General features: G+C 67.4%; 20 protein-coding genes. 15 read left to right on the forward strand and 5 right to left on the reverse strand.

The genetic code is table 11. The features are described 5' to 3' along the window. Positions 1 to 72: 72 nt before the first annotated feature. Positions 73 to 1,692, reverse strand: coding sequence for a type VI secretion system-associated FHA domain protein TagH (gene tagH / locus TPR58_RS19930; RefSeq protein WP_346248515.1), 1,620 nt, complete (start codon positions 1,690 to 1,692; stop codon positions 73 to 75). Between the two features lie 178 nt (positions 1,693 to 1,870). Continuing rightward, positions 1,871 to 3,820 carry a type VI secretion system Vgr family protein gene (locus tag TPR58_RS19935; protein WP_346248516.1) on the reverse strand — a complete coding sequence of 650 codons (1,950 nt, stop codon included), beginning with the start codon at positions 3,818 to 3,820 and terminating at the stop codon, positions 1,871 to 1,873. Between the two features lie 200 nt (positions 3,821 to 4,020). Here TPR58_RS19935 and TPR58_RS19940 point away from each other — a divergent pair, with 200 nt between their 5' ends. The 15 genes from TPR58_RS19940 (at position 4,021) to TPR58_RS20010 (ending at position 19,462) form a co-directional block, all read left to right on the forward strand. After that, on the forward strand, positions 4,021 to 4,710 hold the full coding sequence (locus tag TPR58_RS19940; RefSeq protein WP_346248517.1) for an OmpA family protein: 690 nt from the start codon (positions 4,021 to 4,023) through the stop codon (positions 4,708 to 4,710). Positions 4,711 to 4,774: 64 nt separating this feature from the next. Continuing rightward, entirely contained in the window at positions 4,775 to 5,746 is a 972-nt protein-coding gene (locus TPR58_RS19945) for a type VI secretion system protein TssA (RefSeq protein WP_346248580.1), read from the forward strand. Between the two features lie 65 nt (positions 5,747 to 5,811). After that, complete coding sequence (tssB, locus tag TPR58_RS19950; protein ID WP_346248518.1) at positions 5,812 to 6,351, forward strand: type VI secretion system contractile sheath small subunit; 540 nt, start codon at positions 5,812 to 5,814, stop codon at positions 6,349 to 6,351. 16 nt (positions 6,352 to 6,367) lie between these two features. Then, a complete protein-coding gene (gene tssC / locus TPR58_RS19955) occupies positions 6,368 to 7,858 on the forward strand; it encodes a type VI secretion system contractile sheath large subunit (RefSeq protein WP_346248519.1) in 1,491 nt (496 codons plus the stop codon). Between the two features lie 102 nt (positions 7,859 to 7,960). Further along, the gene (locus TPR58_RS19960; RefSeq protein ID WP_346248520.1) at positions 7,961 to 8,455 is read left to right on the forward strand and encodes an Hcp family type VI secretion system effector; all 495 of its coding nucleotides are present in this window, start codon (positions 7,961 to 7,963) and stop codon (positions 8,453 to 8,455) included. 18 nt (positions 8,456 to 8,473) lie between these two features. Then, positions 8,474 to 9,259, forward strand: a complete 786-nt coding sequence (locus TPR58_RS19965) for a type VI secretion system accessory protein TagJ (RefSeq protein WP_346248521.1) — start codon at positions 8,474 to 8,476, stop codon at positions 9,257 to 9,259. A gap of 5 nt (positions 9,260 to 9,264) precedes the next feature. Next, positions 9,265 to 9,798, forward strand: coding sequence for a type VI secretion system baseplate subunit TssE (tssE, locus tag TPR58_RS19970; protein WP_346248522.1), 534 nt, complete (start codon positions 9,265 to 9,267; stop codon positions 9,796 to 9,798). Between the two features lie 4 nt (positions 9,799 to 9,802). Next, positions 9,803 to 11,665 (forward strand): type VI secretion system baseplate subunit TssF, encoded by a 1,863-nt coding sequence (gene tssF / locus TPR58_RS19975; RefSeq protein WP_346248523.1) that lies wholly within the window; start codon positions 9,803 to 9,805, stop codon positions 11,663 to 11,665. Then, the gene (gene tssG / locus TPR58_RS19980) at positions 11,629 to 12,666 is read left to right on the forward strand and encodes a type VI secretion system baseplate subunit TssG (protein WP_346248524.1); all 1,038 of its coding nucleotides are present in this window, start codon (positions 11,629 to 11,631) and stop codon (positions 12,664 to 12,666) included. Before tssF ends, tssG begins: the two co-directional genes overlap by 37 nt. Then, positions 12,663 to 15,383, forward strand: coding sequence for a type VI secretion system ATPase TssH (tssH, locus tag TPR58_RS19985; RefSeq protein WP_346248525.1), 2,721 nt, complete (start codon positions 12,663 to 12,665; stop codon positions 15,381 to 15,383). Before tssG ends, tssH begins: the two co-directional genes overlap by 4 nt. Before the next feature lie 91 nt (positions 15,384 to 15,474). Then, the gene (locus TPR58_RS19990; protein WP_346248526.1) at positions 15,475 to 16,374 is read left to right on the forward strand and encodes a M15 family metallopeptidase; all 900 of its coding nucleotides are present in this window, start codon (positions 15,475 to 15,477) and stop codon (positions 16,372 to 16,374) included. Further along, positions 16,371 to 16,859 (forward strand): hypothetical protein, encoded by a 489-nt coding sequence (locus TPR58_RS19995; protein WP_346248527.1) that lies wholly within the window; start codon positions 16,371 to 16,373, stop codon positions 16,857 to 16,859. Before TPR58_RS19990 ends, TPR58_RS19995 begins: the two co-directional genes overlap by 4 nt. A 44-nt stretch (positions 16,860 to 16,903) precedes the next feature. Then, positions 16,904 to 18,334, forward strand: a complete 1,431-nt coding sequence (locus TPR58_RS20000; protein ID WP_346248528.1) for a methyltransferase domain-containing protein — start codon at positions 16,904 to 16,906, stop codon at positions 18,332 to 18,334. Continuing rightward, entirely contained in the window at positions 18,331 to 18,621 is a 291-nt protein-coding gene (locus tag TPR58_RS20005; protein WP_346248529.1) for a hypothetical protein, read from the forward strand. Before TPR58_RS20000 ends, TPR58_RS20005 begins: the two co-directional genes overlap by 4 nt. A 1-nt stretch (position 18,622) precedes the next feature. Next, entirely contained in the window at positions 18,623 to 19,462 is an 840-nt protein-coding gene (locus TPR58_RS20010; protein WP_346248530.1) for a peptidoglycan-binding domain-containing protein, read from the forward strand. A gap of 45 nt (positions 19,463 to 19,507) precedes the next feature. On the opposite strand, the gene TPR58_RS20015 is transcribed toward TPR58_RS20010, so the two are convergent. The 3 genes from TPR58_RS20015 to TPR58_RS20025 form a co-directional block, all read right to left on the reverse strand. Further along, positions 19,508 to 20,041 carry a hypothetical protein gene (locus TPR58_RS20015; protein WP_346248531.1) on the reverse strand — a complete coding sequence of 178 codons (534 nt, stop codon included), beginning with the start codon at positions 20,039 to 20,041 and terminating at the stop codon, positions 19,508 to 19,510. Beyond that, positions 20,038 to 20,997 carry a glycoside hydrolase family protein gene (locus TPR58_RS20020; RefSeq protein ID WP_346248532.1) on the reverse strand — a complete coding sequence of 320 codons (960 nt, stop codon included), beginning with the start codon at positions 20,995 to 20,997 and terminating at the stop codon, positions 20,038 to 20,040. The genes TPR58_RS20015 and TPR58_RS20020 overlap by 4 nt, the downstream gene beginning before the upstream one ends. Positions 20,998 to 21,150: 153 nt before the next feature. Further along, positions 21,151 to 23,160 (reverse strand): acyltransferase family protein, encoded by a 2,010-nt coding sequence (locus TPR58_RS20025; RefSeq protein ID WP_346248533.1) that lies wholly within the window; start codon positions 23,158 to 23,160, stop codon positions 21,151 to 21,153. Positions 23,161 to 23,250 lie beyond the last annotated feature (90 nt).

The following is a 23,250-nucleotide window of genomic DNA, read 5'->3' on the forward strand; positions in this document are numbered from 1 at the left end:
GATGCGCCTGTCGGCGCATGGCAGCCGGTGCCGCGTCGACAATCGCGCTTTCGCGATTCTTCAAACGGTCTTTCAGTGCCCGCCGCGCTTCTCCGCGCGCGACTGTTCGTCATAGGCGCGGCGGAATTCCTTGGCGAAGACGTCCATGAACGCCTCGTCCGAGCCGGCGGCGACGCCGCCGAATTCCTTTTCATAGGCCTGCCACAGCGCGGCATCGCGCGCCGCCGGCAGGATGCGGGCAAGCAGGCCGCGACTCTCGGCCCGCTCGCGGATCGCGGTCGGCGAGAATCGGTCGAGCGTGGCGCGCAGCGCGCCCTGCATCGCGCGCAGCGTCGCGATCTGGTGCGATTGCAGGTCGAAATAGGCGCTTTCGATCGCCTGGCCGGCCTCCATGAAGCCGGGCGCCGCCGGTTCGAGCAGCGCGGCGATCGCATCCTCGGGTGCACGGGCGAACTTGATCGGGTTGTTGCCGCCGATCTCGAACGCGGTCGATTCGGCGCCCATCTGCGACTTGGCCCGCGCCCGCGCCTCGACCATCAGGACCAGGCCGGCCACCAGCCGGTGGAACAGCCGGCCCGCGCGCTCGACCAGCGCGGGGTCGCGCTGCGCGACGCGCTGATCGACGCAGGCGGCGCGCAGGAAGGCCTCGACCAGCGCGCTGTCTGGAACCGGGGGTGGTGCGGGCGGTGCCTGCGGGACGGGCGGCGCTGCCTGTGGGACCGGGGGCGCTGCCTGGGGCAGTTCGGGCACGGGCGGCGTGGCGGGGGCGTCCGAAGGCCAGGGCGACGCCGCGGAAGCCGGGCCGGCGACGGCGGGCATCGCGAAATGGCTGTCGGCCGCGGTGGCGCCGATCGGCGTCGGCGCGGGTCCCGATGGGCCGCCGAACTGGCGGGCGGCCACGCCCAGGCTCTCCTCGGTCGGGCGTTCGCGAAGGCCCAGCGGGTCGGGATTGGTGTCGATCGGCTGTCCGAAGCCGCCGCGGGACCAGTCGACCACATTCCCCTCGGCCAGGCGTCCCCAGATATCGTCGGGGGCGGGGGCCGGCGGGCGATCGGGTGCCGCGCTCGACCAGGCCGAGGCCGATTGCTGTTGCGGGATCGGCGCGTCCCAGGTCGATGCGCTGGCGGCGGGGGTCGGGGCCGGGGCGGGCGCCCATTCGGACCCGTTGCGCGCGGGCGCCGGGGGAGCGCCGCTGCCGCCGCCGACCGGTCCCCAGCTGTCATTGTCGCGCCGTGCCGGTGCCACGGGCGGGCTGCCCCAGCCGTTCGATGCCGGTGCCGCGGGCGCGGCCGGCGCGGGTGCGGGGGCGCGGCCCCAGCCATCCCAGTGCGAGGCGGGGCCCGCGTTCGCCGGCGCACGCGCGCCGCCGGCGTCGCCGCGCAGTCCCACGCGAATCCGATACTGGCCGATCGTCACCACATCGCCCTCGGCCAGCCGGTGCGGCCGCGCCATGCGGTCGGGCTGGTCGTTGAGGAAGGTGCCGTTCATGCTGACGTCGTGCAGCAGATAGGTCTCGTCCTGGAAGCGGATCTCGCAGTGGCGCGACGAGATATGGTTGCGCGGATCGGGCAGGCACCAGTCGCAATTGGGCGACCGCCCGATCAACGCGCCGGACCGGTTCAGGACGAGCTCGGCAGGCAGACCGTTATCGAGGCCGGGCCCCGCGTTGAGGATCGTGAGCGTCAGGGTCATGCCGCGTCCGCACGGTCGCGAACGCTGCTGTGCCGGGATCGGGAAAGTGCGTGTTGCATGCGGGCCCTGACTGAACCGGTTCGATACGCCGCGTGCCAAACGGTCGATCGGCCCAAAGGGTTTCCGATCCCGGCGGGGAAGCGTGACCGAACGCGCACCGTCCCCGCCATCGTCTCGCCTAGTTGATCTTCACCACGCCGCCGGTCAGCGTCAGCACGGTCTTGCCGTCCACCGACGTGTCCGGAGAGCCGGCGGTGATCGTCTCGGTCCCGGTGATGATGATGTTGGTCGATTTGATCAGGATCGAATCGGGCTGCATCTGGATCTTCGAATTGCCGACGGTCAGCACGATGCTGGTCTTGGCCGTGACCTGGAGCGTCTGGGTCACGTCGAGGATGTCGTCCTTGCCGATCTTCGTCTGGCGCTGGCCGGTAACCTTGAGTTCCTGATTGTTGCCGATCGACACCGATTCGTCGTTGAGGACGCTCTCGGTCCGGTTCTGGCCGATCATCACCGACTGGTCGAGGCCGACATGATGGCTCTCGTTCAGGCGGATGCGCGAATTCATGTCGCGCTCGGCATGGACATAGATTTCCTCGGCGCCGCCCTTGTCCTCGAACCGGATCTCGTTGGCGCCCGGCGCGCCGCTGTCGAGCGACTTGGCGCCGGCATAGTCGCCGGCCGGCCCGTAGCGCTTGGTCCGCCACAGCGCCCGGGTCTTGTTCTCGGGCAGCGGGTAGATCGGCATGTGGTTCGCGTTGAACACGCGACCGACGACCACCGGACGATCGGGATCGCCGCCCAGGAAATCGACCAGCACCTCATGCCCGACGCGCGGCAGGATGACATTGCCCAGGCCGCCGGTCTGCGACACGCGGATCCAGCAGGTCGCGGCCTCACCGGGGGTCTGGCCGCGGTCCCAATGGAAGCGCACTTTCACCCGGCCATATTTGTCGGTGTAGATTTCCTCACCGCTGGGACCCGAAACCACCGCGGTCTCCAGGCCCTGCACCATCGGGCGCGGCGTCACCTGGGGCGGGTGGAAGCGGGTGTCGGCGGGGATCGCCTCGAACTGCACGTTGAACGCGGCCTCGCGGGTATGCGGTCCGCTGCGATAGCTTTCGGCGACGATCGAATGATGCGCCGAGGTGATCAGATAGTCGCCGTTCATCCGGCCGACCGGATGCTGGGTCACCCCGACCTTGGCGCCGCATTCCAGCCCCGCCGCCTGCGACGTGCCGCTGAAGGTCCGCCGCTGCGCCCGCATGCCGTTCAGCAGCGTCTCGCTGCGTTCCGACCCGTGTTTCTCGATCTCTCCGGTGCCGATCGACTCGTGGTAGAAGCGGCCGGGATAGATATAGACCTCGCGGTCGTCCCGCTCGTGCTGGCCTTCGCTTTCGAACTTGGCCTCGACGAATCGGTCGGGCGCGCGGAAATCCCAGTCGCGCACCGTGACCTTCGATCCCGCCTGGGTGCTGATCCGCTCGTGCCAGCTTTGCAGGTGATGCTTGCCGCCGCTGGCCCGCTCGACCGAATCGGCGGAGAAGACCGAGACCGATGTCGGCGAATAGGTCAGCGAGGCCGGCTTGCCCGCGACGTGCGACGCCGGCGAATCGCAGATCGTCATCACATGCTTGTCGGCGGTGTGATGGAAGAAATAATAAAATCCTTCCTCCTCCATCAGCCGCGAGACGAAGGCGAAGTCGCTTTCCTGATACTGGACGCAGTAGCTGCGCGGGCGCGGCGCGGCCGACAGCTTGAACTCGAAATCCGAGATTCCGGCATTCTGCAGGACCTGGTTGATGATCTCCTGGGCGTTGAGATCCTGGAAGATCGCCATGGTGCGATTCTGCGCCAGGAAGAAGCTCCAGGGCTTCAGCACCAGGCGATACCGGTGGCCCGTCGGGCTCTCGTCGATATACTCCCCGGACACCACCAGGCCGTGGAAATGGCGCAACAATTCGCCATCCTCCAACACCTTAAGTCCGCAAGGTTTTCCCAGATGCGGCTGAAGGTCGATCTCCAGCGGTGCAAAGATATCGATGGTGATCGTGAATGGAGTGCTGAGCGACTCCAGACTATCGATTCGTTCGAGCAGGACGTTCTCGTCGCCCAGATCGATGGACATTTCCGAAAGTCTCGACGTGCCTGACAACGCGGCCTCCGACCTCACAATTGAAGTGCTTTTCGCCTATCACGCCGCCGGGTTCAAGCGCAGGAATGAGGCTGCTCACCTTATTTATGTTTGTTCAGCCTTGTGGCGAGAAGGGAGCCATTTTAAGGCTGAGGCGTTCTGGTTGAGTCGTATTGAATCGGAAACGAGGGCGTATGCGTATAGCGATCCTTTCGTCGGCTGCGGTTTTCTGCGTTGCCCTGGTGACTCCAGCGGCGGCGCAAAGCCAGGCCGAGCCTAGCGTCGAGCGATATCTCTGCACCTTTGCGGGCAAATGCGACGGCGTGTCGCAGCCCGAAGAGGCAACGCCGACCCGTGCCGCGCCTGCGGTAAAGGGATTCCGCCTTGCCCGTGCGAAGTCGGATGCGACGGCCAGTGCCGCCGCCCGCCCGGCACCGCGGCCTGCGGCGCGCACCTATTCGGCGCCTTCTCGAAACGCGGTCGCGGCACGGGGTGCGCGGACGCGCTCGGGCTACGGCGCGGCGGGGTCGCGTGCGGTCGCCGATGCGCCGCGTGCCGACCTGATGATCGGGTTCGAACTCAATTCGGCGCGGCTGACGTCGGACGGCGTCGCGAAGGGGCAGATCTTCGCCCAGTCGCTGCTGCGCCCCGAGCTGCGCGACAAGCGCTTCCTGATCGAGGGGCATACCGATGCCCGTGGCGGCATTCCGCTCAACATGGATCTGTCCCGGCGCCGCGCCGAAGTGGTCGCGCAGTTCCTGGAGAGCCAGGGTGTCGAGCGCTCGCGGATCGAAGTCCGCGGCTTCGGCCCGAACGAGCCGCTTCCCGGCCGCAATGCCTATGACCCGCGCAATCGCCGGGTGGAGGCGCGACTGATCTCCTGAACCCAACCCTGCGTCGAGGCGTGAAGGATTTGCGCGTGAACCTATCGGGAGCGAAGTGGTGTTGATGCAGGTGGGTCAGTTGCTTGCGCCCGTGTCCGAAGAGGCGCCGGGCGGAGAGGACCTGTTCGACCATCCCGAGCGGCAGCAGATCGAGCAGGCGTTCGAGGACGACCCGACATCGGTCGACTGGCGCGGCATCATCTCGCTGATCGAGGCGCAGAGCCAGCGGACCAAGGATGTCTGGCTGGCCATCTATCTTGCGCGCGCGGGCACGCGGATGGGCCGGCTCGATACCGTGGTCGCGGGCTGCGAGATGCTGGCCGGGCTGCTCGAGACCTATTGGGAGGTGCTGCACCCCTCGCTGGAGGATTACGGGTTCCAGGGCCGCAAGGGCGCCTGTGAATCGCTGACCCGGATCGGCACCTTCCTGGGCCCGCTCAAGCGGATCGTCCTGATCTCCCACTCGCGGCTGGGCGACTATACCGCCGAGGATCTCGAGCGGTTCGAGCGCGAGGGCGATTCCGCCGACGGCTTCGGCATGTTCCGCCATGCGCTGGTGGAGACGCCGCAGGAGGCGCTGGTCGACTCGCTGGCCGCACTGGGTGCGATGAAGGCCGCGATCGGCCGCGCCGATGCGGCGCTGACCGCGCATGCCGGCGACGATACCGGTACCGATTTCAAGCCGACCTATCAGGCGATCGACAGCATCCAGCGCTCGCTAGCCCCCTATATCACCCAGCCCGAGGAGGCTGCCGATCCTTCCGCCGACGGGACCGGAGACGCCGTTTCCGGCGAGGTGTCGCGCGGGGTCGGGCGGATCGACAGCCGCGAGGATGTGGGTCGAGCGCTCGATGCGATTGCAGAATATTATTCGCGCAGGGAGCCAACCAGCCCGATACCCGTTGCGCTTCGTCGTGTGCGGGGTTGGATCAACATGGATTTCATGACCATCCTTCGCGACATCGCGCCGGGAAGTGTCAATGAGGCGGGGTCCGTCCTGTTGGCGCGCCCCGAAGAAGAGAGTTCATCCTACTGACCACAGTGAGTCATCGTTGAGGTTTCAAATGTCAGGGCCAGCACGGCCATCGAAAGGCGGATCCAATGGTTGCTAAGAGCGGACAGCGCTTCATCAAGGAAAACAGGGCGCCGCGCGTCCATATCGAATATGAAGTCGAGACCTATGGCGCCCGCCAGAAGATCGAGCTGCCCTTCGTCATGGGCGTGTTGTCGGATCTGTCGGGCAAGAGCCAGGTCGAGAAGAAGGACCTGACCAAGCGCGACTTCGTCGAGTTCGACATGGACAATTTCGACGAGCGGATGCAGGCGATCGCGCCGCGCACCGCGTTCACGGTCCAGAATACGCTGACCGGCGAAGGCAAGCTGGGCGTCGACATCACCTACAACAACATCAACGACTTCTCGCCCGGCGAGATCGTCAAGAAGGTGCCCGCGCTCGCCAAGCTGCTCGAGGCGCGCCAGCAGCTCCAGGACCTGCTGATCTACATGGACGGCAAGGAAGGGGCGCAGGACCTGCTCGAAAAGGTGCTGAAGGACCCGGCGCTGCTGTCGGCGCTGTCCTCGGCCAAGCCGCAGGGCGACGATGCGGCGCCGGCGGCCGACAAGCCGACCGAGCAAGCTTGAATTGGACGGAGGGACCATGAGCCAGGAAGCACTTCAGGGGCAGGCCGACCAGCCTCTAGCCGAGACGACCCAGGCGGACGACTTCGCGTCGCTCCTCCAGAAGGAGTTCAAGCCCGCCGACGACATCCGCAAGAATCGTATCGAGGAAGCGGTCCAGACGCTGGCGCAGCAGGCGCTGCAGAACGCCGCGATCATCGGCGACGACGTCTACACGACCGTCGATGCGATGCGCGCGGCGATCGACCGCAAGCTGACCGAGCAGGTCAACCAGATCATTCACCATGCCGACTTCCAGCAGCTCGAATCTGCCTGGCGCGGCCTCCACTATATGGTGATGAACACCTCGACCGGTAAGGACATGAAGGTTCGGGTGATGAACATCTCGAAGGAGGAATGTCGCAAGATGTTCCGCCAGTATCGCGATGCCGCCTGGGACCAGAGCCCGCTGTTCAAGAAGGTGTACGAGTCCGAGTTCGGCCAGCTGGGCGGCCAGCCCTATGGCGCGTTCATCTGCGACTATTATTTCGACCACACCGCGCCGAACCTGGAGGTCATGAAGGGCCTGGCGAAGATCGGTGCCGCCTCGCACGCGCCGTTCATCGCCGCTGCGGCGCCGCCGCTGTTCGGCATGGAAAGCTGGACCGAACTGGCCAATCCGCGCGACCTGGGCAAGCTGTTCGACGCGCAGGAATATATGGCATGGCGCTCGTTCCGGAATTCGGAGGACAGCCGCTACATGGCGCTGACCATGCCGCGCTTCCTGGGCCGCCCCGCCTATGGCGCGAAGACCGAGCCGGTCGACGAGTTCGACTTCGAGGAAGAGACCGATGGCGAGCATGACCGCCACCTGTGGCTGAACGCCGCCTATGCGATGGGCACGCGGATCAACGACGCGTTCAATACCTATGGCTGGTGCACCCGCATCCGCGGCGTGGAATCGGGCGGTACGGTCGAGGACCTGCCGACCGCGACCTTCCCGACGGACGAGGGCGGCGTCGACCAGAAGTGCCCGACCGAGATCGCGATCTCAGATCGCCGCGAGGCCGAGCTGTCGAGCGCCGGCATGATCGCGCTGATCCACCGCAAGAATACCGACCAGGCGACATTCATCGGTGCGCAGACGCTGCACCGGCCGAAGAATTACGAGAATGTCGACGCGACGGCGAATGCAAATCTGTCGGCACGCCTGCCCTATATCTTCGCAAGCTGCAGATTTGCCCATTATCTCAAGTGCATGGTCAGAGACTGGGTCGGCGGAAGCCGCGAAGCGGACCAGTTGCAGCGCGATCTGCACAACTGGGTCCTGCAATATGTCGATGGTGCACCCAATTCTTCCAGCGAAGAGACCAAGGCCAGGCTTCCGTTGAAGGATGCCAAGGTCGAGGTCGTGGCCGACGAGGAAAATCCCGGTTATTACAAGGGCAAGTTCATGTTCGTGCCGCATTACCAGCTGGAAGGCATGGACATTGCGCTCAGCATGGTGTCTAGACTTCCGAAGGCGAACTGATTTAGATTTCATTACGCCTGCGGACTGAATAGTCTCCGCAATGTCATATTCTATACCGATAATCGTAAGTGCGTAAGTACCGCGTAACTATGGAGGTTGATGATGGCAGTTGATCTGTTCCTGAAAATTGATGGCATCGACGGCGAGAGCCAGAAGAAGGGCCACGAGCAGGAAATCGATATTATCTCGTTCAACTTCGGAGCTGCCCAGCACGGGTCGTTCCATACCGGCGGCGCCGGTGGTGGTTCGGGTAAGGCCGAAATTCGCGACATCTCGATCGTGAAGGAAGTCGACAAGTCCTCGCCGAAGCTGTTCGGCGCTTGCGCTTCGGGCAAGCACATCAAGGAAATCATCATTTATTCGCAGAAGGCCGGCGATAACCAGAACGCGCTGACCTACTACAAGATCAAGCTCGAGGACGTGATCGTCTCGTCGGTCGACAACCAGGGCGCCAGCCATGGCGACGCGATCATGGAAACGATCGTGTTTAACACCGCCAAGGTGACCTTCGACTATCAGCCGCAGAGCAAGAGCGGCGGCAAGGAAGGTGGCGTGGTCACCGCCAGCTACGACATCCGCCAGAACGTGGCCGCCTGATCCGACGGATCAGCAGCTATGGCAGATGCCGACAGCCTGCTTCGTTCGGGCGATCTCGACGGTGCGCGTGCCGCACTCGTCGAGGTCGTCCGCTCGGACCCGGCCAACCAACAGGCCCGGATGTTCCTGTTCCAGCTGCTCGCCGCGGCTGGGGAGTGGGACAAGGCCAGGCGTCAGCTCCAGACACTGGCGCAGCTTTCCGGCGAGGCCCAGATGCTCGCCACCGCCTATGGCCAGGCGATCGACGCCGAGGCTGACCGCGCCGCGGTGTTCGCCGGGCGCGAACGCGCGCGACAGCATGAGGCGGTCGACTGGGTCGAAGGCGTCATCGACGCCATCCAATTCTATGCCAGCGGCGATGCCGATGCCGGGGCCGAGGCGCGCGATGCCGCGTTCGAGGCGGCCGGGGACACGCCGGGCAGCTTCAACGGCGAGGCGTTCGAGTGGATCGCCGACGCCGATTCGCGATTCGGCCCCTGTTTCGAGGCGATCATCGGCGGCCGGTACGGGCTCCAGGCGTTCGAATCGGTCGAGCGAATCACCAGCGAGGGACCGCGCGACCTGCGCGACCTGATCTGGTTTCCCGTGCAGATCTTCTTCAAGTCCGGCCAGTCGGTCGCGGCATTCCTGCCGGCCCGCTATCCAGGCACCGAGGCTTCCGGCGATACCTCCGATCGGCTCGGCCGCGCGACCTCGTGGCACGAGGCGCCCTGGGGCGAAGCGGGTTCGGGACAGCGGCTGTGGACCGTGTCGAGCGGCGAGGATCACGGGCTGCTGGCGCTTCGCGACCTGAGCTTCGGCTGACGATCATGGCTGTGCGCCACCGGCTGACGCCGACCCTGTTCGACAAGCTGGTCGCCGATATCGAGATTTCCGGGCTGCGCGACATCCATTCGGAGGCGCCCGAGATCTCGCGCGAGAAATTCCGCCACTATGCGGTGCCAAAGCTCGACCGGTTCAACGAGGCCGCGCTGCGCTCGACGATCCGCCGCGAGCTGGCGTGGCTGCTCAACACCACCAATATCGAGGCGCTGCACGACCTCGAACCCTATCCGCATGTCCAGTCGTCGGTGATCAACTATGGATTGACCGACCTGGCGGGCAAGGCGCTGACGCGGCGGGCGGTGCTCCAGCGCGCGCGAGAGATCCGCAAGGCGATCCGCCTGTTCGAGCCGCGGCTGGCCGAATCCTCGCTGACGGTCGAGCCGGCGGAGAATCCCGACAAGCCCAACACCGTCACCTTCGTCATCCGCGGCGACATCACCGCGGCCGCGCATGCGATGCCGGTGAAGTTCCGGACCGAGATCGACCCCGAAACCGTCGCCGTCGACGTGCGGGAGTAGCGCGATGGATCCGCGCCTGCTGCGCTATTATAATGACGAGCTTGCCTATCTGCGCGAATCCGCGCGCGAATTCGGCGAGGAGCATGAATCGGTTGCCGGCCGGCTGGGGCTGAAGACGCCGACCGATCCCGACCCCTATGTCGAGCGGCTGCTGGAAGGCGTCGCCTTTCTCGGCGCCCGCGTCCAGCTGAAGCTGGCCGATCAATATCCCGAATTCACCTCGCACCTGCTGCACGCGATCCAGCCGCATTACCTGGCGCCGATGCCGTCGATCTGCGTCGCGGAGTTCCAGCCGACCGAGGGCGATCCGATCCTGATCAAGGGGCACAAGGTCCCCCGCGGCACGCCGCTGACCGCGATCGCGACCGACCAGGACAATGCGCCGGTGCTGTTCAAGACCGGCCATGACGTGACGCTGTGGCCGCTGAAGATCGTCGAGGCGGAGTATCTGTCGACGCGCGCGGCCGTGGCGCCCTATGCCGCCGCCGCCCAGGTGCGGGCCGAGGCCGGGTTGAGGCTGCGCTTCGCCGCGACCCCCGGTGTCGACCTGCCGCAGGTCCTGCCAAAGGATCTGCCAATCTATCTTCACGGCGCCGAGGCGGTGCCGAACGAACTCTATCGCCAGATGATCGGCGAGACGCTGTCCGTGCTGGCCCGCTCGGCCGATGCGCCCGCCAATGGCAGCTGGATGTCGCTGCCGGTGCCCGAGCAGATGGGGTTCGAGGATGACGAGGCGCTGCTGCCGGCCGAACAGCGCGCCTTTCGCGGCTATCGGCTTCTTTCAGAATATTTCGCCTGCCCCGAACGCTTCCTGTTCGCGAGGCTGAAGCAGCTCGACCGGGCGTTCAAGGCGTCGCCCAAGGCGTGCGATGTCGTGCTGCTGTTCGGCCGCTCGGCACCCGCGCTCGCCCGCGCGATCGACGTCAACAATTTCCGGCTGTTCGCCACGCCGGCGATCAACCTGTTCGAAAAGCAGCTCGACCGCGTCCAGGTGCGGCCGCACGACCATGAGTTGCATGTCGTCCCCGACCGGACCAAGCGGCATGATTTCGAGGTGTTCCGCCTGCTCGAGGTGAAGGCCTATGCGCGCGACAATCTCGACGCGCGGACGGTCGCGCCGCTCTACGCGTTCGGTGCGCTGCTGTACGACTGGCGCGAGGCCCTGTTCTATTCGACGCAGCTTCGGCCGCGGCGGCTGTCGACCCGCGAGCAGCGGCTGCGCCGGCGCGGCGAATATGTCGGGACCGAGACCTGGATCAGCCTGACCTCGCCCGGCGATCCGCTGCGGCTCGACGATGTCCATGAATTGTCGGTGCGCGCGCTGGTTACCAATCGCGAGCTGCCCGAACTGCTGACCTTTCGCGGCGACCAGCATTTCACCGTGACCGGGGTGCCGGCACGCGCCGTCTCGGTGCTTCGCGCACCGACCCGGCCGCGGCCGCCGCTCGGCATGGGCGACGCGGCGTGGCGGGTGATCGCGCACCTGACCCCCAATTACGTGACGCTGGCACCCGAGGATCATGACAGCCCGGCGGCGTTGCGCGACCATCTGGCGCTGTACGGTCGTCAGGACGATGCGGTGCTGCGGCGCCAGATCGACGGCGTGCTCGCGATCCGGTCGAGCAAGGTGATGCGCCGCGTCCCCGGCCTCGATCGCATGGCGCTGGCGCGCGGGCACCGGATCCGCATCAAGCTGGACGACGCAGCCTTCGACAAGGGCGGCATGTTCCTGTTCGGCGCGGTCCTCGAACGCTTCCTGGCCGAATTCGCCAGCATCAACGCATTCACCGAATGCAGCTTCCACAGCCCGAACGAAGGAGAGTTGGCGCAATGGCCGCCGCGGATGGGCCGTCGACACAGCATCTGACCTTCCTGAGGCAGGTGGGAGCGCAGGCCAAGCGCTTCGGGATGTTCGCGGCGGTTCGCGGCGCGGAGGCGCGCGCGCGCCATCTGCCGCGGCTGGGCCGCGCCCGCCGCCCGAACCAGAGCATCGTCGACCTGGCGCAGGTGCCGGCAATGCACTTCCCCGCGCCCACGCTGGAATCGGTCGAGTTCCGCAACGACCGGCCCCAGCTCAACGGATACTGGCTGGGCCTGACAGGGCCCAATGGCGCGCTGCCGATCCACCTGACCGAGTTCGCCACGTTCGAGCGGCGCTATGCCAAGAAACGACCCTTCGGCCGCTGGCTCGACGTGCTGGCGAACCGGATGCTGCAACTCTTCTTCCGCGCCTGGGCCGATTCGCAGCCGGTCGTCCAGGCCGACCGGCCCGAGGACGACAAGTTCGCCCATTACCTCGCGATGCTGTCGGGGGCGACCGAGGGCGTTTCCGAACGGGCGCTGTTTTCCGCCCATGCGCGGGTCCATTATGCGGCGCTGTTCGCCTCGCGCCGCAGCGCGATCGGGATCGAGGACGCGCTGGGCCATCTGCTGAACCAGCCGGTCCAGGTAATCGAATATCAGCCGCGCTGGCGCGACATCCCGGTCGAGGACCGCAGCCGGCTGGGCCGCAGCTTCGCCGGCCTGGGCCAGGACCTGGTTCTGGGCAGCCGGGTGCGCATGGCATCCGATGCGTTCAGCGTGGTCATCGGCGCGCGGTCGCGCGACGAGTTCGACAAGCTGCTGCCCAGCGGGCCCCGCTTCGCCATCGCCGCGGAAGCGCTCGATGCCTTTTCGCCCAGCCATCTCGAATGGGACGTCCGGATCGAGATCGCCGAGCGCCACCTGTCCGCCGCCAGGCTGGACGGGCGCGCGCGCCTGGGCTGGACCAGCTGGATGAGGCCGGGATCGGGCGACACCATTCGTTCCGACGTTCACCTGCGCCGGCCGGTTCCGGCGCACGCTGCTGCCATTGAGGGGATGCAATGACCGAGATCAGCCGTACCGCCCTGTTCGGACGCCTCAACCCGACCGCGTTGAAGGCGATCGAGACGGCGACGAGCTTCTGCAAGATGCGCGGCAATCCCTATGTCGAGCTGGTCCACTGGGTGCACATCCTGCTGCAGAATCCGCGCAACGACATCGCCTCCATCCGCAGCGCCTTCGGTCTCGACGACACGAAGCTGAGCGAGGACGTCGTCGCGGCGCTCGACGCCCTGCCGCGCGGCGCGACCGCCATTTCCGACTTCTCGCCACAGATCGAGGAGGCTATCGAGAAGGGCTGGCTCTACGCCTCGCTGCAATTCAACGCGGGCAAGGTGCGCACCGGTCATCTGCTGCACGGGATGCTGAAGACGCCGACGCTGCGCAACGCGCTGTTCGCGCTCAGCGGCGAATGGCGCAAGGTCGCGGTGGAATCGCTGGGCAGCGACTTCGCCAGACATGTTCAGGGATCGACCGAGAGCAACGAGGCGGCGCCTGCGGGATCGGCGGATGCCGGGTCGGCGGACGGCGCGGGCGGCGGCACTGGCCAGGCAGGCGAGGCGCTGGAGAAATTCTCCGTCGACCTGACTGCCAAGGCGCGTTCCGGAGCGCTCGACCGCGTCGTGGGCCGTGACAGTGAAATCCGCCAGCTGGTCGATATCCTGCTGCGCCGTCGCCAGAACAATCCGATCCTGGTCGGCGAGGCCGGCGTCGGCAAGACCGCCGTGGTCGAGGGCTTCGCGCGCCGCATCGTCGACGGCGACGTGCCGCCCGCGCTTCGCGGCGTCACGCTGCGCGCGCTCGACATCGGCCTGATGCAGGCGGGCGCCAGCGTGAAGGGCGAGTTCGAGAAGCGGCTCCGCCAGGTGATCGACGAGGTCGAGGGCGCCGCGTCGCCGGTGATCCTGTTCATCGACGAGGCGCATACGCTGATCGGCGCCGGCGGACAGGCCGGGACCGGCGATGCCGCCAACCTGCTGAAGCCGGCGCTGGCGCGCGGCCGGCTGCGCACGATCGCGGCGACGACGCACGCCGAATATCGCCAGTATTTCGAGAAGGACCCGGCACTTACCCGCCGCTTCCAGACGGTCGATGTCGGCGAGCCCGACACCGCCAAGGCGATCGACATGATCCGCTCGGTCGCGCCGCTGATGGAACAGCATCACGACGTCGTCGTGCTCGACGAGGCAGTCGCCGCGGCGGTGCAGCTGTCGCAGCGCTATGTCCCCGCGCGCCAGCTGCCCGACAAGGCGGTCAGCCTGCTCGACACCGCCTGCGCCCGCGTCGCGGTGTCGCAGCATGCCATCCCCGCCTCGGTCGAGGATCGGCGGCGCACGGTCGAACTGCTGGAAGTCGAGCGCGAGGTGGTCGCGCGCGAGGCCGGCGGCCAGTATCGCAGCGACGACCGGCTCGACCGGATCGACGAGGAACTGGGCGAAGCGCGGTCGCGGCTGGAGGCGGTGACCGACAAATGGGAGCGGGAAAAGACCGCGCTCGAGCATGTCTCCCACGCACGCACCGCGCTGGGCGATGCCCGGCGCGAGGCGGGGGAGGGCAAGGTCGCCAACGAGGCCGCGCTGCGCGACGCGCTGGATGTCGCGATCGCGGCGCTGCGCGAGACGCAGGAGGATACGCCGATGGTGTTCGGCGTCGTCGACCAGGACGCCGTCGCCTCGGTCGTCGGCGACTGGACCGGCATCCCGGTCGGCCGCATGGTCAAGGACGAGATCCAGAGCGTGCTGACCATCGCCGACCAGCTCAAGTCGCGCGTCGTCGGCCAGGACCATGCGATGGATGCGATCGCCAAGCGGATCCAGACCAGCCGCGCGAAGCTCGACAATCCCAACAAGCCGGTGGGCGTATTCATGCTGTGCGGCCCGTCGGGCGTCGGCAAGACCGAGACGGCGCACGCGCTGGCCGAGCTGCTGTTCTCGGGCGACGATTCGCTGATCGTCATCAACATGAGCGAATTCCAGGAGGCGCATACCGTCTCGACGCTGAAGGGCGCGCCCGCCGGCTATGTCGGCTACGGCCAGGGCGGCGTCCTGACCGAGGCGGTACGCCGCCGGCCCTATTCGGTCGTGCTGCTCGACGAGGTCGAGAAGGCGCACCCGGACGTGCACGAGATGTTCTTCCAGGTGTTCGACAAGGGGTTCATGAACGACAGCGAAGGTCGCTTCATCGATTTCAAGAACACGATCATCCTGCTGACCTCCAATGTCGGCACCGACCTGGTGATGGGCCTGTCCGAGGACGAGGAGATGAAGCCCGAGCCCGAGGCGCTGGCCAGTGCGCTGCGCCCCGAATTGCTCAAGGTGTTCCCGCCCGCATTGCTGGGGCGCCTGCTCGTGCTGCCCTATTATCCGCTCAGCCCCGAGATGATGGGCGGCATCGTCCGCCTGCAGCTCAAGCGGATCGAGCGGCGCATCGCCGACAACCACAAGGTCCGCTTCATCCATGACGACTCGGTCGCCGAACTGATCGTCTCGCGCTGCAACGAGGTGGCGTCGGGCGGACGGATGATCGACGCGATCCTGACCAACACGATGCTGCCCGAAATGTCGATCGCGCTGCTCGAGCGTCAGATCCGCGGCGAGGAGATCGAGGCGATCCGCGTGTCGGCCGGGCCGGACGGGTTCAGCTACAGTTTCGACCCGAAGGGGATGCGCGCGCATGCCGCATCGGCCGAAGCGGCGCCGGTCGCCATCGAGGAGCAGGTATAGAATGTCACCGGCGGGTCTCGCCGGGAGTGAAGCATCATCGAAGATTACGTGGCCATGATTCGTCCTTGGTAAGTGTAACGGGAGAGTATCAATGTCAGCGGCGTTGAGGAGTTCGGTTGGCCTGAACGGCAGGAACGTTCGGGAAGACACGATTACCGTACAGAATCTTCTGACGCGTGCCGGGCTGCGGCTCGGCCTCGTCGACGGGCGATGCGGCCCCAAGACGATCTCGGCGATCATCAATTATCAGCGCACCTTCCTGCGCAATCCCGACGGGTTGATCGAGCCGGACCAGACGACCTGGCGGCATCTGACCGGCCAGGGCGGCGGGCGTGGCATGCCGACCCCGGTGCGCCAGGTAACCCCGGTCCGCACCCCGACCCGCGTCGGCGGCCCGCCGGTCCCCGCCGCCCCGAGGCCGGCCGCGCCGCCGACGCCCGCACGGAGCAGCTCGACGTCCTACACCACGCTGCTGCCGCGGCCCGATCGCTCGACGATCAACCGCAATCTCAGCTCCGCAAGGAACGAGCTGCTGCTCGCCAAGTTCGGCGCGCCGCGCCAGAATTACAGCCAGAACGACCTGCCGATCACCAACGAGAAGCTGAAGCGGATGATGGTCACCGAGTCGGTGGGCCCCTTCCGGGTGACCGGGCTGAAGCCTGCTGTCGACAGCCTTCGTCAGGTCATGTCGGACATCAACGCCGTGCTTCCCACCTTGCACAATGCGCTCGGCAGCGCGGGAATGAAGGTGTGCCGCCTGCAGCGCAACTCATCGACCAAGATCTCGAACCACAGCTGGGGTACCGCGATCGACATCACGATCGGCGGCCAGCTCGATGCGCGCGGCAACAACAAGGTTCAGCATGGGCTCACCTTGATCGCTCCATATTTCAATGCACGCGGCTGGTATTGGGGCGCGGGTTTCGGAACCGAGGATGCCATGCATTTCGAATGTAGCGCTTCGCTGATCCAGGGATTTCCGTCGGCATGAAGATCCATCGCATCCTGGGCGGCGCGGCCGCCCTCGCGCTGCTCGCCTCGCCCTCGCTGGCGGGCCAGCCTGCCGGCCAGAGCTGGTCGCAGGACCCGGGCAGCAAGTGCCGTTTCGTGGCGCCAGCCTCGCTGACGGCCGGACCGACCTACTGGACCGGTGCCTGTCCCGGCGGCAAGGCATCGGGGATCGGCATGCTGCGCCGTCGCGACGGCGCGAAAAGCGGCCCGGCCTTTTACGGTGAGCTGACCGCCGGCGTTCCCAAGATCGGCGTGGTTGACCTCGACGGCCAGTATCGCGTCGGGCGCTTCGTCGATGGCGACATTGGTGGCAAGGAGCTGGAAGCCAATGAACGGCTCACGGCGTTCCGGACCGCAGCGCGTGCGGCACGGGCGGTGAGCGCGCGGTTCGCGGCGCAGAAGAACAGCGCATCGGCCAAGCTCTACGCGGATGTGGCGCGCACGCTGGACATGCAGATCGAGTGATGCGCGCCGGTCGATGACGGTCGGAACAGGGTGGAATGGTTCGGATGACTGAGGCCACGCACACCGCCTATGACGAGGTCGCCTATCCCAGCGCGATCTTCGGTCAGACGGCACCCGATCGGATGGCGGTCATCGCCCGGCTCGCCGGGCTGACGCCGCCGCCGATCGAGACCGCGCGCGTGCTCGAGATCGGGGCGGGCGACGGGATGAACCTCCTGTCGCTCGCCGCCGCCTTTCCCGATGCGCGCTTCGTCGGATTCGACCTGGCGCCGACGGCGGTCGAGCGGGGCGAGCGCTGGCGCAGGCTGGCCGGCATCGACAATGCCGAGCTGCGCGTGATCGACATCCTCGATGCGGCGGACGCGCTCGACGGTCCGTTCGACTATATCATCGCGCACGGCATCTATGCCTGGGTCCCCGATGCGGTGCGCGAGGCGACGATGGCGCTGATCGGCCGGATGCTTTCGCCCGACGGCGTCGCCTTTCTCAGCTATAATGCGATGCCCGGCGGCTATCTTCGCCTGGCGCTGCGCGATGCGCTGCTGCTGCAGCTCGGCGATCTGGAGGGTGCGGCGCGGGCCCAGGCCGCCCGCGACTATCTCGCCGCGCTGGCGGCTGAGCCCGAGGGACGCGAGAACCCGGCCCAGGCGGCGCTGCGCGATGCCGCGCGCCTGACGCTCGACAAGCCCTGGTCGGTCCTGTGCCATGACGAGTTGGGCCCCTGTTTCCATCCCCAGTCGCTGTCCGACGTGACCCGCGCGGCGGGCACGGCCGGCCTTCGCTATCTGGGCGATGCCGACCGCGAGCAGATGGGCGACGCGTTCCTGCCCGACGAGGTCGTGCCGCAGGCCGACACCACCGCGCAACTGGTCCGCATCCTCCAGGCGCGCGACCATCACGACTTCCGCTTCTTTCGACAGACCCTGCTGGTGCAAGACGGCGTGACGCCGAAACGGCGCATCGATGTGCCGGCGCTGTTCGATCTCTATGCGACCAGCCGCTGCCAGCGGACCGAGGACGGGTTGTTCCGGCTCAACGACAGCGCGTTCGAGGTGCAGGACGCCCCGCTTGCCGCCGCGCTGGGCAGGCTGGTCGACGAGCGGCCGGCGCGGCTTCGCGTGGGCGACCTGGTCGACACGCCCACCCGGGCGATCGCGCTGTTCGAGATGTTCGATGCCGGATTGGTCGACCTGTGCACCATCCCGTCGCCCCATGCGGTTCAGGTCAGCGACCGGCCAGTCGCCAGCCCGCTGGTGCGGGCGATGCTGGGCGAGGGGCTGGAGACGATCTGCACGCTCGATCACCGGCTGATGACGATTGCCGAGTTCGGCCCGCGCCACGTGCTGACGCATCTGGACGGCACGCGCGATCGCCAGGCCCTGGCATCGGTCGGCCGCGAGGCCGGGCTCGACAGCGACGAGGCGCTCGACAAGGGGCTGCGCACGCTGGTCAAGGAAGGGTTGATCGTCGCATGATCGCGTTGCTCGCCCCGCTGATACTCAAGGCAGCGTCTCAAACCGCGCTGCAGCCGGCGACGTCGGCGCTGCCGGAGGATGTCCGCGCCTTCATCGTCCGGCGTAACGAATGCGATCATTATCGCGGCGAAGATTCGCCGGATCCCGGGCGGCGTGCCGAGATCGATGCGCAACTGACCCGATTGTGCACTGGCAGCGACCGGCAGTTAGCTGGCCTTAAACACAAGCATGCGCGCAGCCCCGCCGTCCTTCGGGCGCTCGACGTCTATGAACCGAGGATCGAATAACATGCCGATTGTCGGATCCGTCGGGCGCAACGGCGCCAATGCTCCCGCCGATGTCGCGGAGGTCCAGCGGCTGCTCAGCCTGCGCGTCGCCGATATGGGCCTGGCGCAGATCCGCACCGACGGGGTGATCGACGACGCCACGATCGCGGCGATCTCGCGCTATCAGACGATGGTGCTGGGCGGCCGGGCCGACGGCCGGGTAGATGCCGGCGGGCGGACCTTCACCGCGCTGTCCGACTCATCGGCGGCCCGGTTGATGCAGGACCGGCTGCGCGCCCAGGCGGCGCTGCTGCGGCTGAGCGGGGCGGCGTGGTTCCGTGCCAACGAGGCGCGGTTCCCCAACAGTTCGCGCGTCGCCGATCTCGCGCCCGGCTTCGCGACCCAGGTCAACAGCTTCCTCGCCGCGCTGCGCCGGGCGGGGGCGGCGATCCGGATCAGTTCGACCCTGCGCAATCGCAATCGCGCCTGGATCATGCACTATGCCTGGCGCATCGCCCATTCGGACATCGAGCCGCGCGACGTGCCCGCCAATCCGGAAGTCGACATCCTGTGGGACCATGGCGACCCGCGCGCCTCGCGCCGCGCGGCGCAGGCGATGGTCGAGCTGTTCGGCATCCGCTTCAGGCCATCGCTGACCTCGAACCATATCGAGGGGACCGCGATCGACATGACGATCAGCTGGGACCAGCCGATCGACATCGTCGACGCGACCGGCCGCACCCACCGCATCGATCAGCCGAGATCAGGCAATACCAACACCAGCCTGCACGCGGTCGGCGCGACCTTTGGCGTCAACAAGCTGCTCAGCGATCCGCCGCACTGGTCGGCCAACGGCCGCTGAACAGCGCACCAGGCGCAGTCAGCAGTCCCGGCATGGCGTGAGCCGTCAGCCCTGGCAGCTGTCGGCGATCACCGAAAGCGCGCTTTCCACTCGCGCCGATGCATTGCCCAGCGGCTCGGGCTGCTCGCCCGCGGGCACGCCGATCACATGGTTGCCGCGACCGTCATCGACCGCCAGTTCCCAGCGGTCGCCGGCGTCGCGGCCGGCGAAATTGCCGACCTTGCGCCAGTCGATCGTGCCGGTGCCTTCGGCGGTCGTGAACGCCGTCTCGCATTTGCCGCGCAGCTCGAAGCGGGTGATCGGCTTGCCGTCGAACGTGCCTGCCTTCAGGAAAATCTGGTTGAGGACACCGGCACCGGTCTGGTTGCTGCTATCGATGGTCTGCGCGTCAGCCGACTGTTCGTCCGCGGCGAGCGGCGACGGCTGAGCAGCGGGCGCCGGCACATCGGCGGCCGGCGTGCCGGAAATCTCGCCGCCGTCATTGCCCGCGGCATTGGTCGCCGCAATGCTCTCCGGCTGGGTACCGCACGCGGCGACCGCCAGCCCCAGTCCCAGGATCCAGGCGCGCGAAACCTTCATTGATATTCTCCGTAGATGAACATGCGTGCCTCGGCATCGCGCCGCCGGACCAGGCTGCGGATCATTTCGCCCTTGGAATAGACGTGCCGCTTGATCTCGACCATCGCGTCGTGCGGCTGGCCGTCGTTGATCAGGTTCGTCGTCTTTCGCCATCCGCCGCCGGGATTGTAGGCATAGGACACCATCGCATCGAATTCATGCTGGTGCAGCGGCACGCGGATCGCGCGCTTCACCATCGCCTCGTAGTGCGGGACGATATGGACGAGCAGCGCCTCCTGCTGCGCGCGCGTCAGGTTCAGCAGGTCGCGATTGTTGCGGACGAAGGTGGTCGCGGCGCTGCCGGTCAGCGTGGCGCCCTCCGCCGCGGCGCGCGCCGCGGCGGTCGGTACCTGCACCGCCTCGAGGTCGCGCTGGATCGCGGCGCGCGAGCGATCCTTCATGTCATAGCCCGGACCGATCGTGACGCCGCTGCCCGCGGAGGGGTGGTGCAGCCGGTTGCTGACCCCGGCCTGCGCCTCGTGATCATAGATGAAGCGCCGGCCGAGCCGCGACATGTGCATGCCGCCCACCGGACTGGCGACGCCGCTCGGCATCGGTGTGCTCTGTGCCCGCGCGCGCGACCGGTTGACCGCCGCGCCCAGCGGCCCGGTGGCGCCGCTCGATCCGCCGCCGGTCTGCGCACTGCGCACCGCGGCGGAACGCGACGCCGGGATCGGCACCGACCGTGTCGGGGTGGCGCCGCTCGATCCGCCGCTTCCGGTCAGCGCGCCCATCGTCATCGGGCCGGCGATGCCGTCGGGTGGATACAGGCCGTTGCGGCGCTGGCTCAACCGCACCGCGCGCTCGGTACGCGGGCCGAACACCCCATCGGCGCGAAGCGTCGGGTCGTAGCGCTGCAGCAAGCGCTGAAGTGCCATCACCTCGTTCCCACGACTACCGATGCGCAACATGACCATGACGCCAACTCCCTTCGCCGATCACACGACGCGCTCCGTCCGCCGGAAACGACGGGGAAGATCGCGCCCAAGGCGGAACGTCGATACCATGAAAATGATCCATGTTACCGGCGTGTCGGCCCGCGCCGCGCCCGCTTTGTCGACTCCGCCGGCTCAGTCGGTCAGCGTGCGCCGGAGTTCGGGATAGATGCGGTCGTTGCCATGGCCGCTCAGATGGTCGCCGTCGAAGAACAGCGGCCGTCCGTCCGGCATCGCCTGGCACACGGTGCCCGGGCACAGCGTCGGCAGCGGGTCCCAGATCTCGAGCTGCGGCACCGCCGACTGCAGGTCGCGCATCGCCCCGAGGATCGGCGCGCGGCGGCGCTCGATCCGCTCGCGGGCGATCCGCGTGCCGCCGGCGCAGCCCGGATTGTCGCGGTTGAACCAGTCGGTGCACCGGAAGGTCGGGCTGGGGAAGATCGGTTTGGGCGCCTCGATCGTCAGCCGGGTACCGCTGCGCGCCAGCTGCGTCAGGAACGCGCGCGCCTGCGCCACGCCCAGCGGCGATGCGTCGCGGTCCTGCATGCGCGCATCGGGATCGTCGCCATATTGATTGGCGAACCGGTCGATGCGCAGCCCGGGCAGGAACACGCGGTCGCCGGGCCTGGAATGCTGCGCGACCTCGTCCAGGATCGCGCCATAGAAGCGCCGGCACTTGTCGGTGTCGGGCGCGGGGTCGATCAGCCGATAGACCGGGCAGCCCGCACGCACCCACAGCTGCACCGTCACCCCGCGATCGGCGACGAGCTGGCGCAGCGCCGGGGTATAGGCGGTGGCGTGCGAATCGCCCAGCACGCGGATCGTTTCCGGCCGCGCCGCACACCCCTCCGCCCGCCAGATCCGCACCACGGCGCCGCCGGCGGCGCGGCCCTCTTCGACCACCCGGCAGCGGCTCAGCGCCGGGTCGAGCCGGTGGCCGTCATCGGCATACCAGTCCTGTGCATTGCCGGTGCGGCTCAGCGTCAGCCGGTCGTGATTGGCGATGATCGCCTGGGCGATGCCGAAGGCGATCAGCGTTGCCGCGACGCTGGCGATCACCACGCGCCGGCGCGGCATTGCCGCGATCCGCGCGCTGCGATGGATCGGATGCTCGACCAGCGCATAGGACAGCGCGGCCAGCAGCACGCTGATGCCCAGCGCCGCCAGCATCAGCGCGGCGGTGTGCAGCCCGGTCGTCCAGCGGAACAGCACGAACACCGGCCAGTGCCACAGATACAGCGCATAGGATCGCTTGCCGATCGCGACGATCGGTCCGGCCGCGAACAGCCGCGACACGTGCGCCTCGGGCCGCGCGACGACATGGCCCAGCAGCGCCGCGGTCCCCGCCACCGCCAGCAGGTTGCGGGCCAGCCCGATCTCGCCCGGCCAGGCGAGCCCCGCGGCGATCAGCGCCAGCCCCGTGGCGGCGGTCGCGCCGTGCCGAACCCGCCCCGACTCGCGCCAGCGGTCCAGCGTCAGGCACAGCAGCATGCCGACGCCCAGCTCCCAGAAGCGGCTCACGATCAGGTAGAAGCCGAATTTGGGCGCCACCAGATTCAGCACCGCGTGGATCGCCAGCGATGCGATCGACAGCCCGACGACCAGCCGCACCACCCGCCGCACGGGCATGCGCGCGCCCTGAAGCTTCTGGTGCCAGAAGATCAGGAACGGGAAGATGAGGTAGAATTGTTCCTCGACCCCCAGCGACCAGCTGTGGGTGAACGGGTTATAGCCCGCCTGCGGCCCGAAATAACTGTCGGTGTCGGTCGCCAGGACGATGTTGCTGAGCCCGAAAAAGGCGAAGCGCGCCACCTGAGGGATGCTGTTGCTCAGCCAGCTGCTCGGCACGAACAACGTCGCCGCGACGATCGTGCTCAGCAGCATCAGGATCAGCGCCGGCATGATCCGCACCAGCCGGCGCGCATAGAAATGCAGGCTCAGTTCGCCCAGGCTGGCGAAGCGGGTCCCGAGCATCGACCCGGTGACGACGAAGCCGGAGATGACGAAGAAGATGTCGACGCCGACGAACCCGCCCGGCAGCGCGGGCGCCCATAGATGGAACAGCACCACCGCCAGCACCGCCAGCGCGCGCAGCCCGTCGATTGCCGCGACATAGCCCGGTCCGGCCTGCTCCCCCGTCTTCATGCCTGATCGATATCCGTGTCAGCGTCTCGTCAGGACCGCCCTACGCCGGCCCCCTCGTCGCTGACCCCATGCCAAATGCGCTGCCGTACG

The organism is Sphingomonas rustica, from assembly GCF_039652585.1.
Lineage (GTDB): Bacteria > Pseudomonadota > Alphaproteobacteria > Sphingomonadales > Sphingomonadaceae > Sphingomonas > Sphingomonas rustica.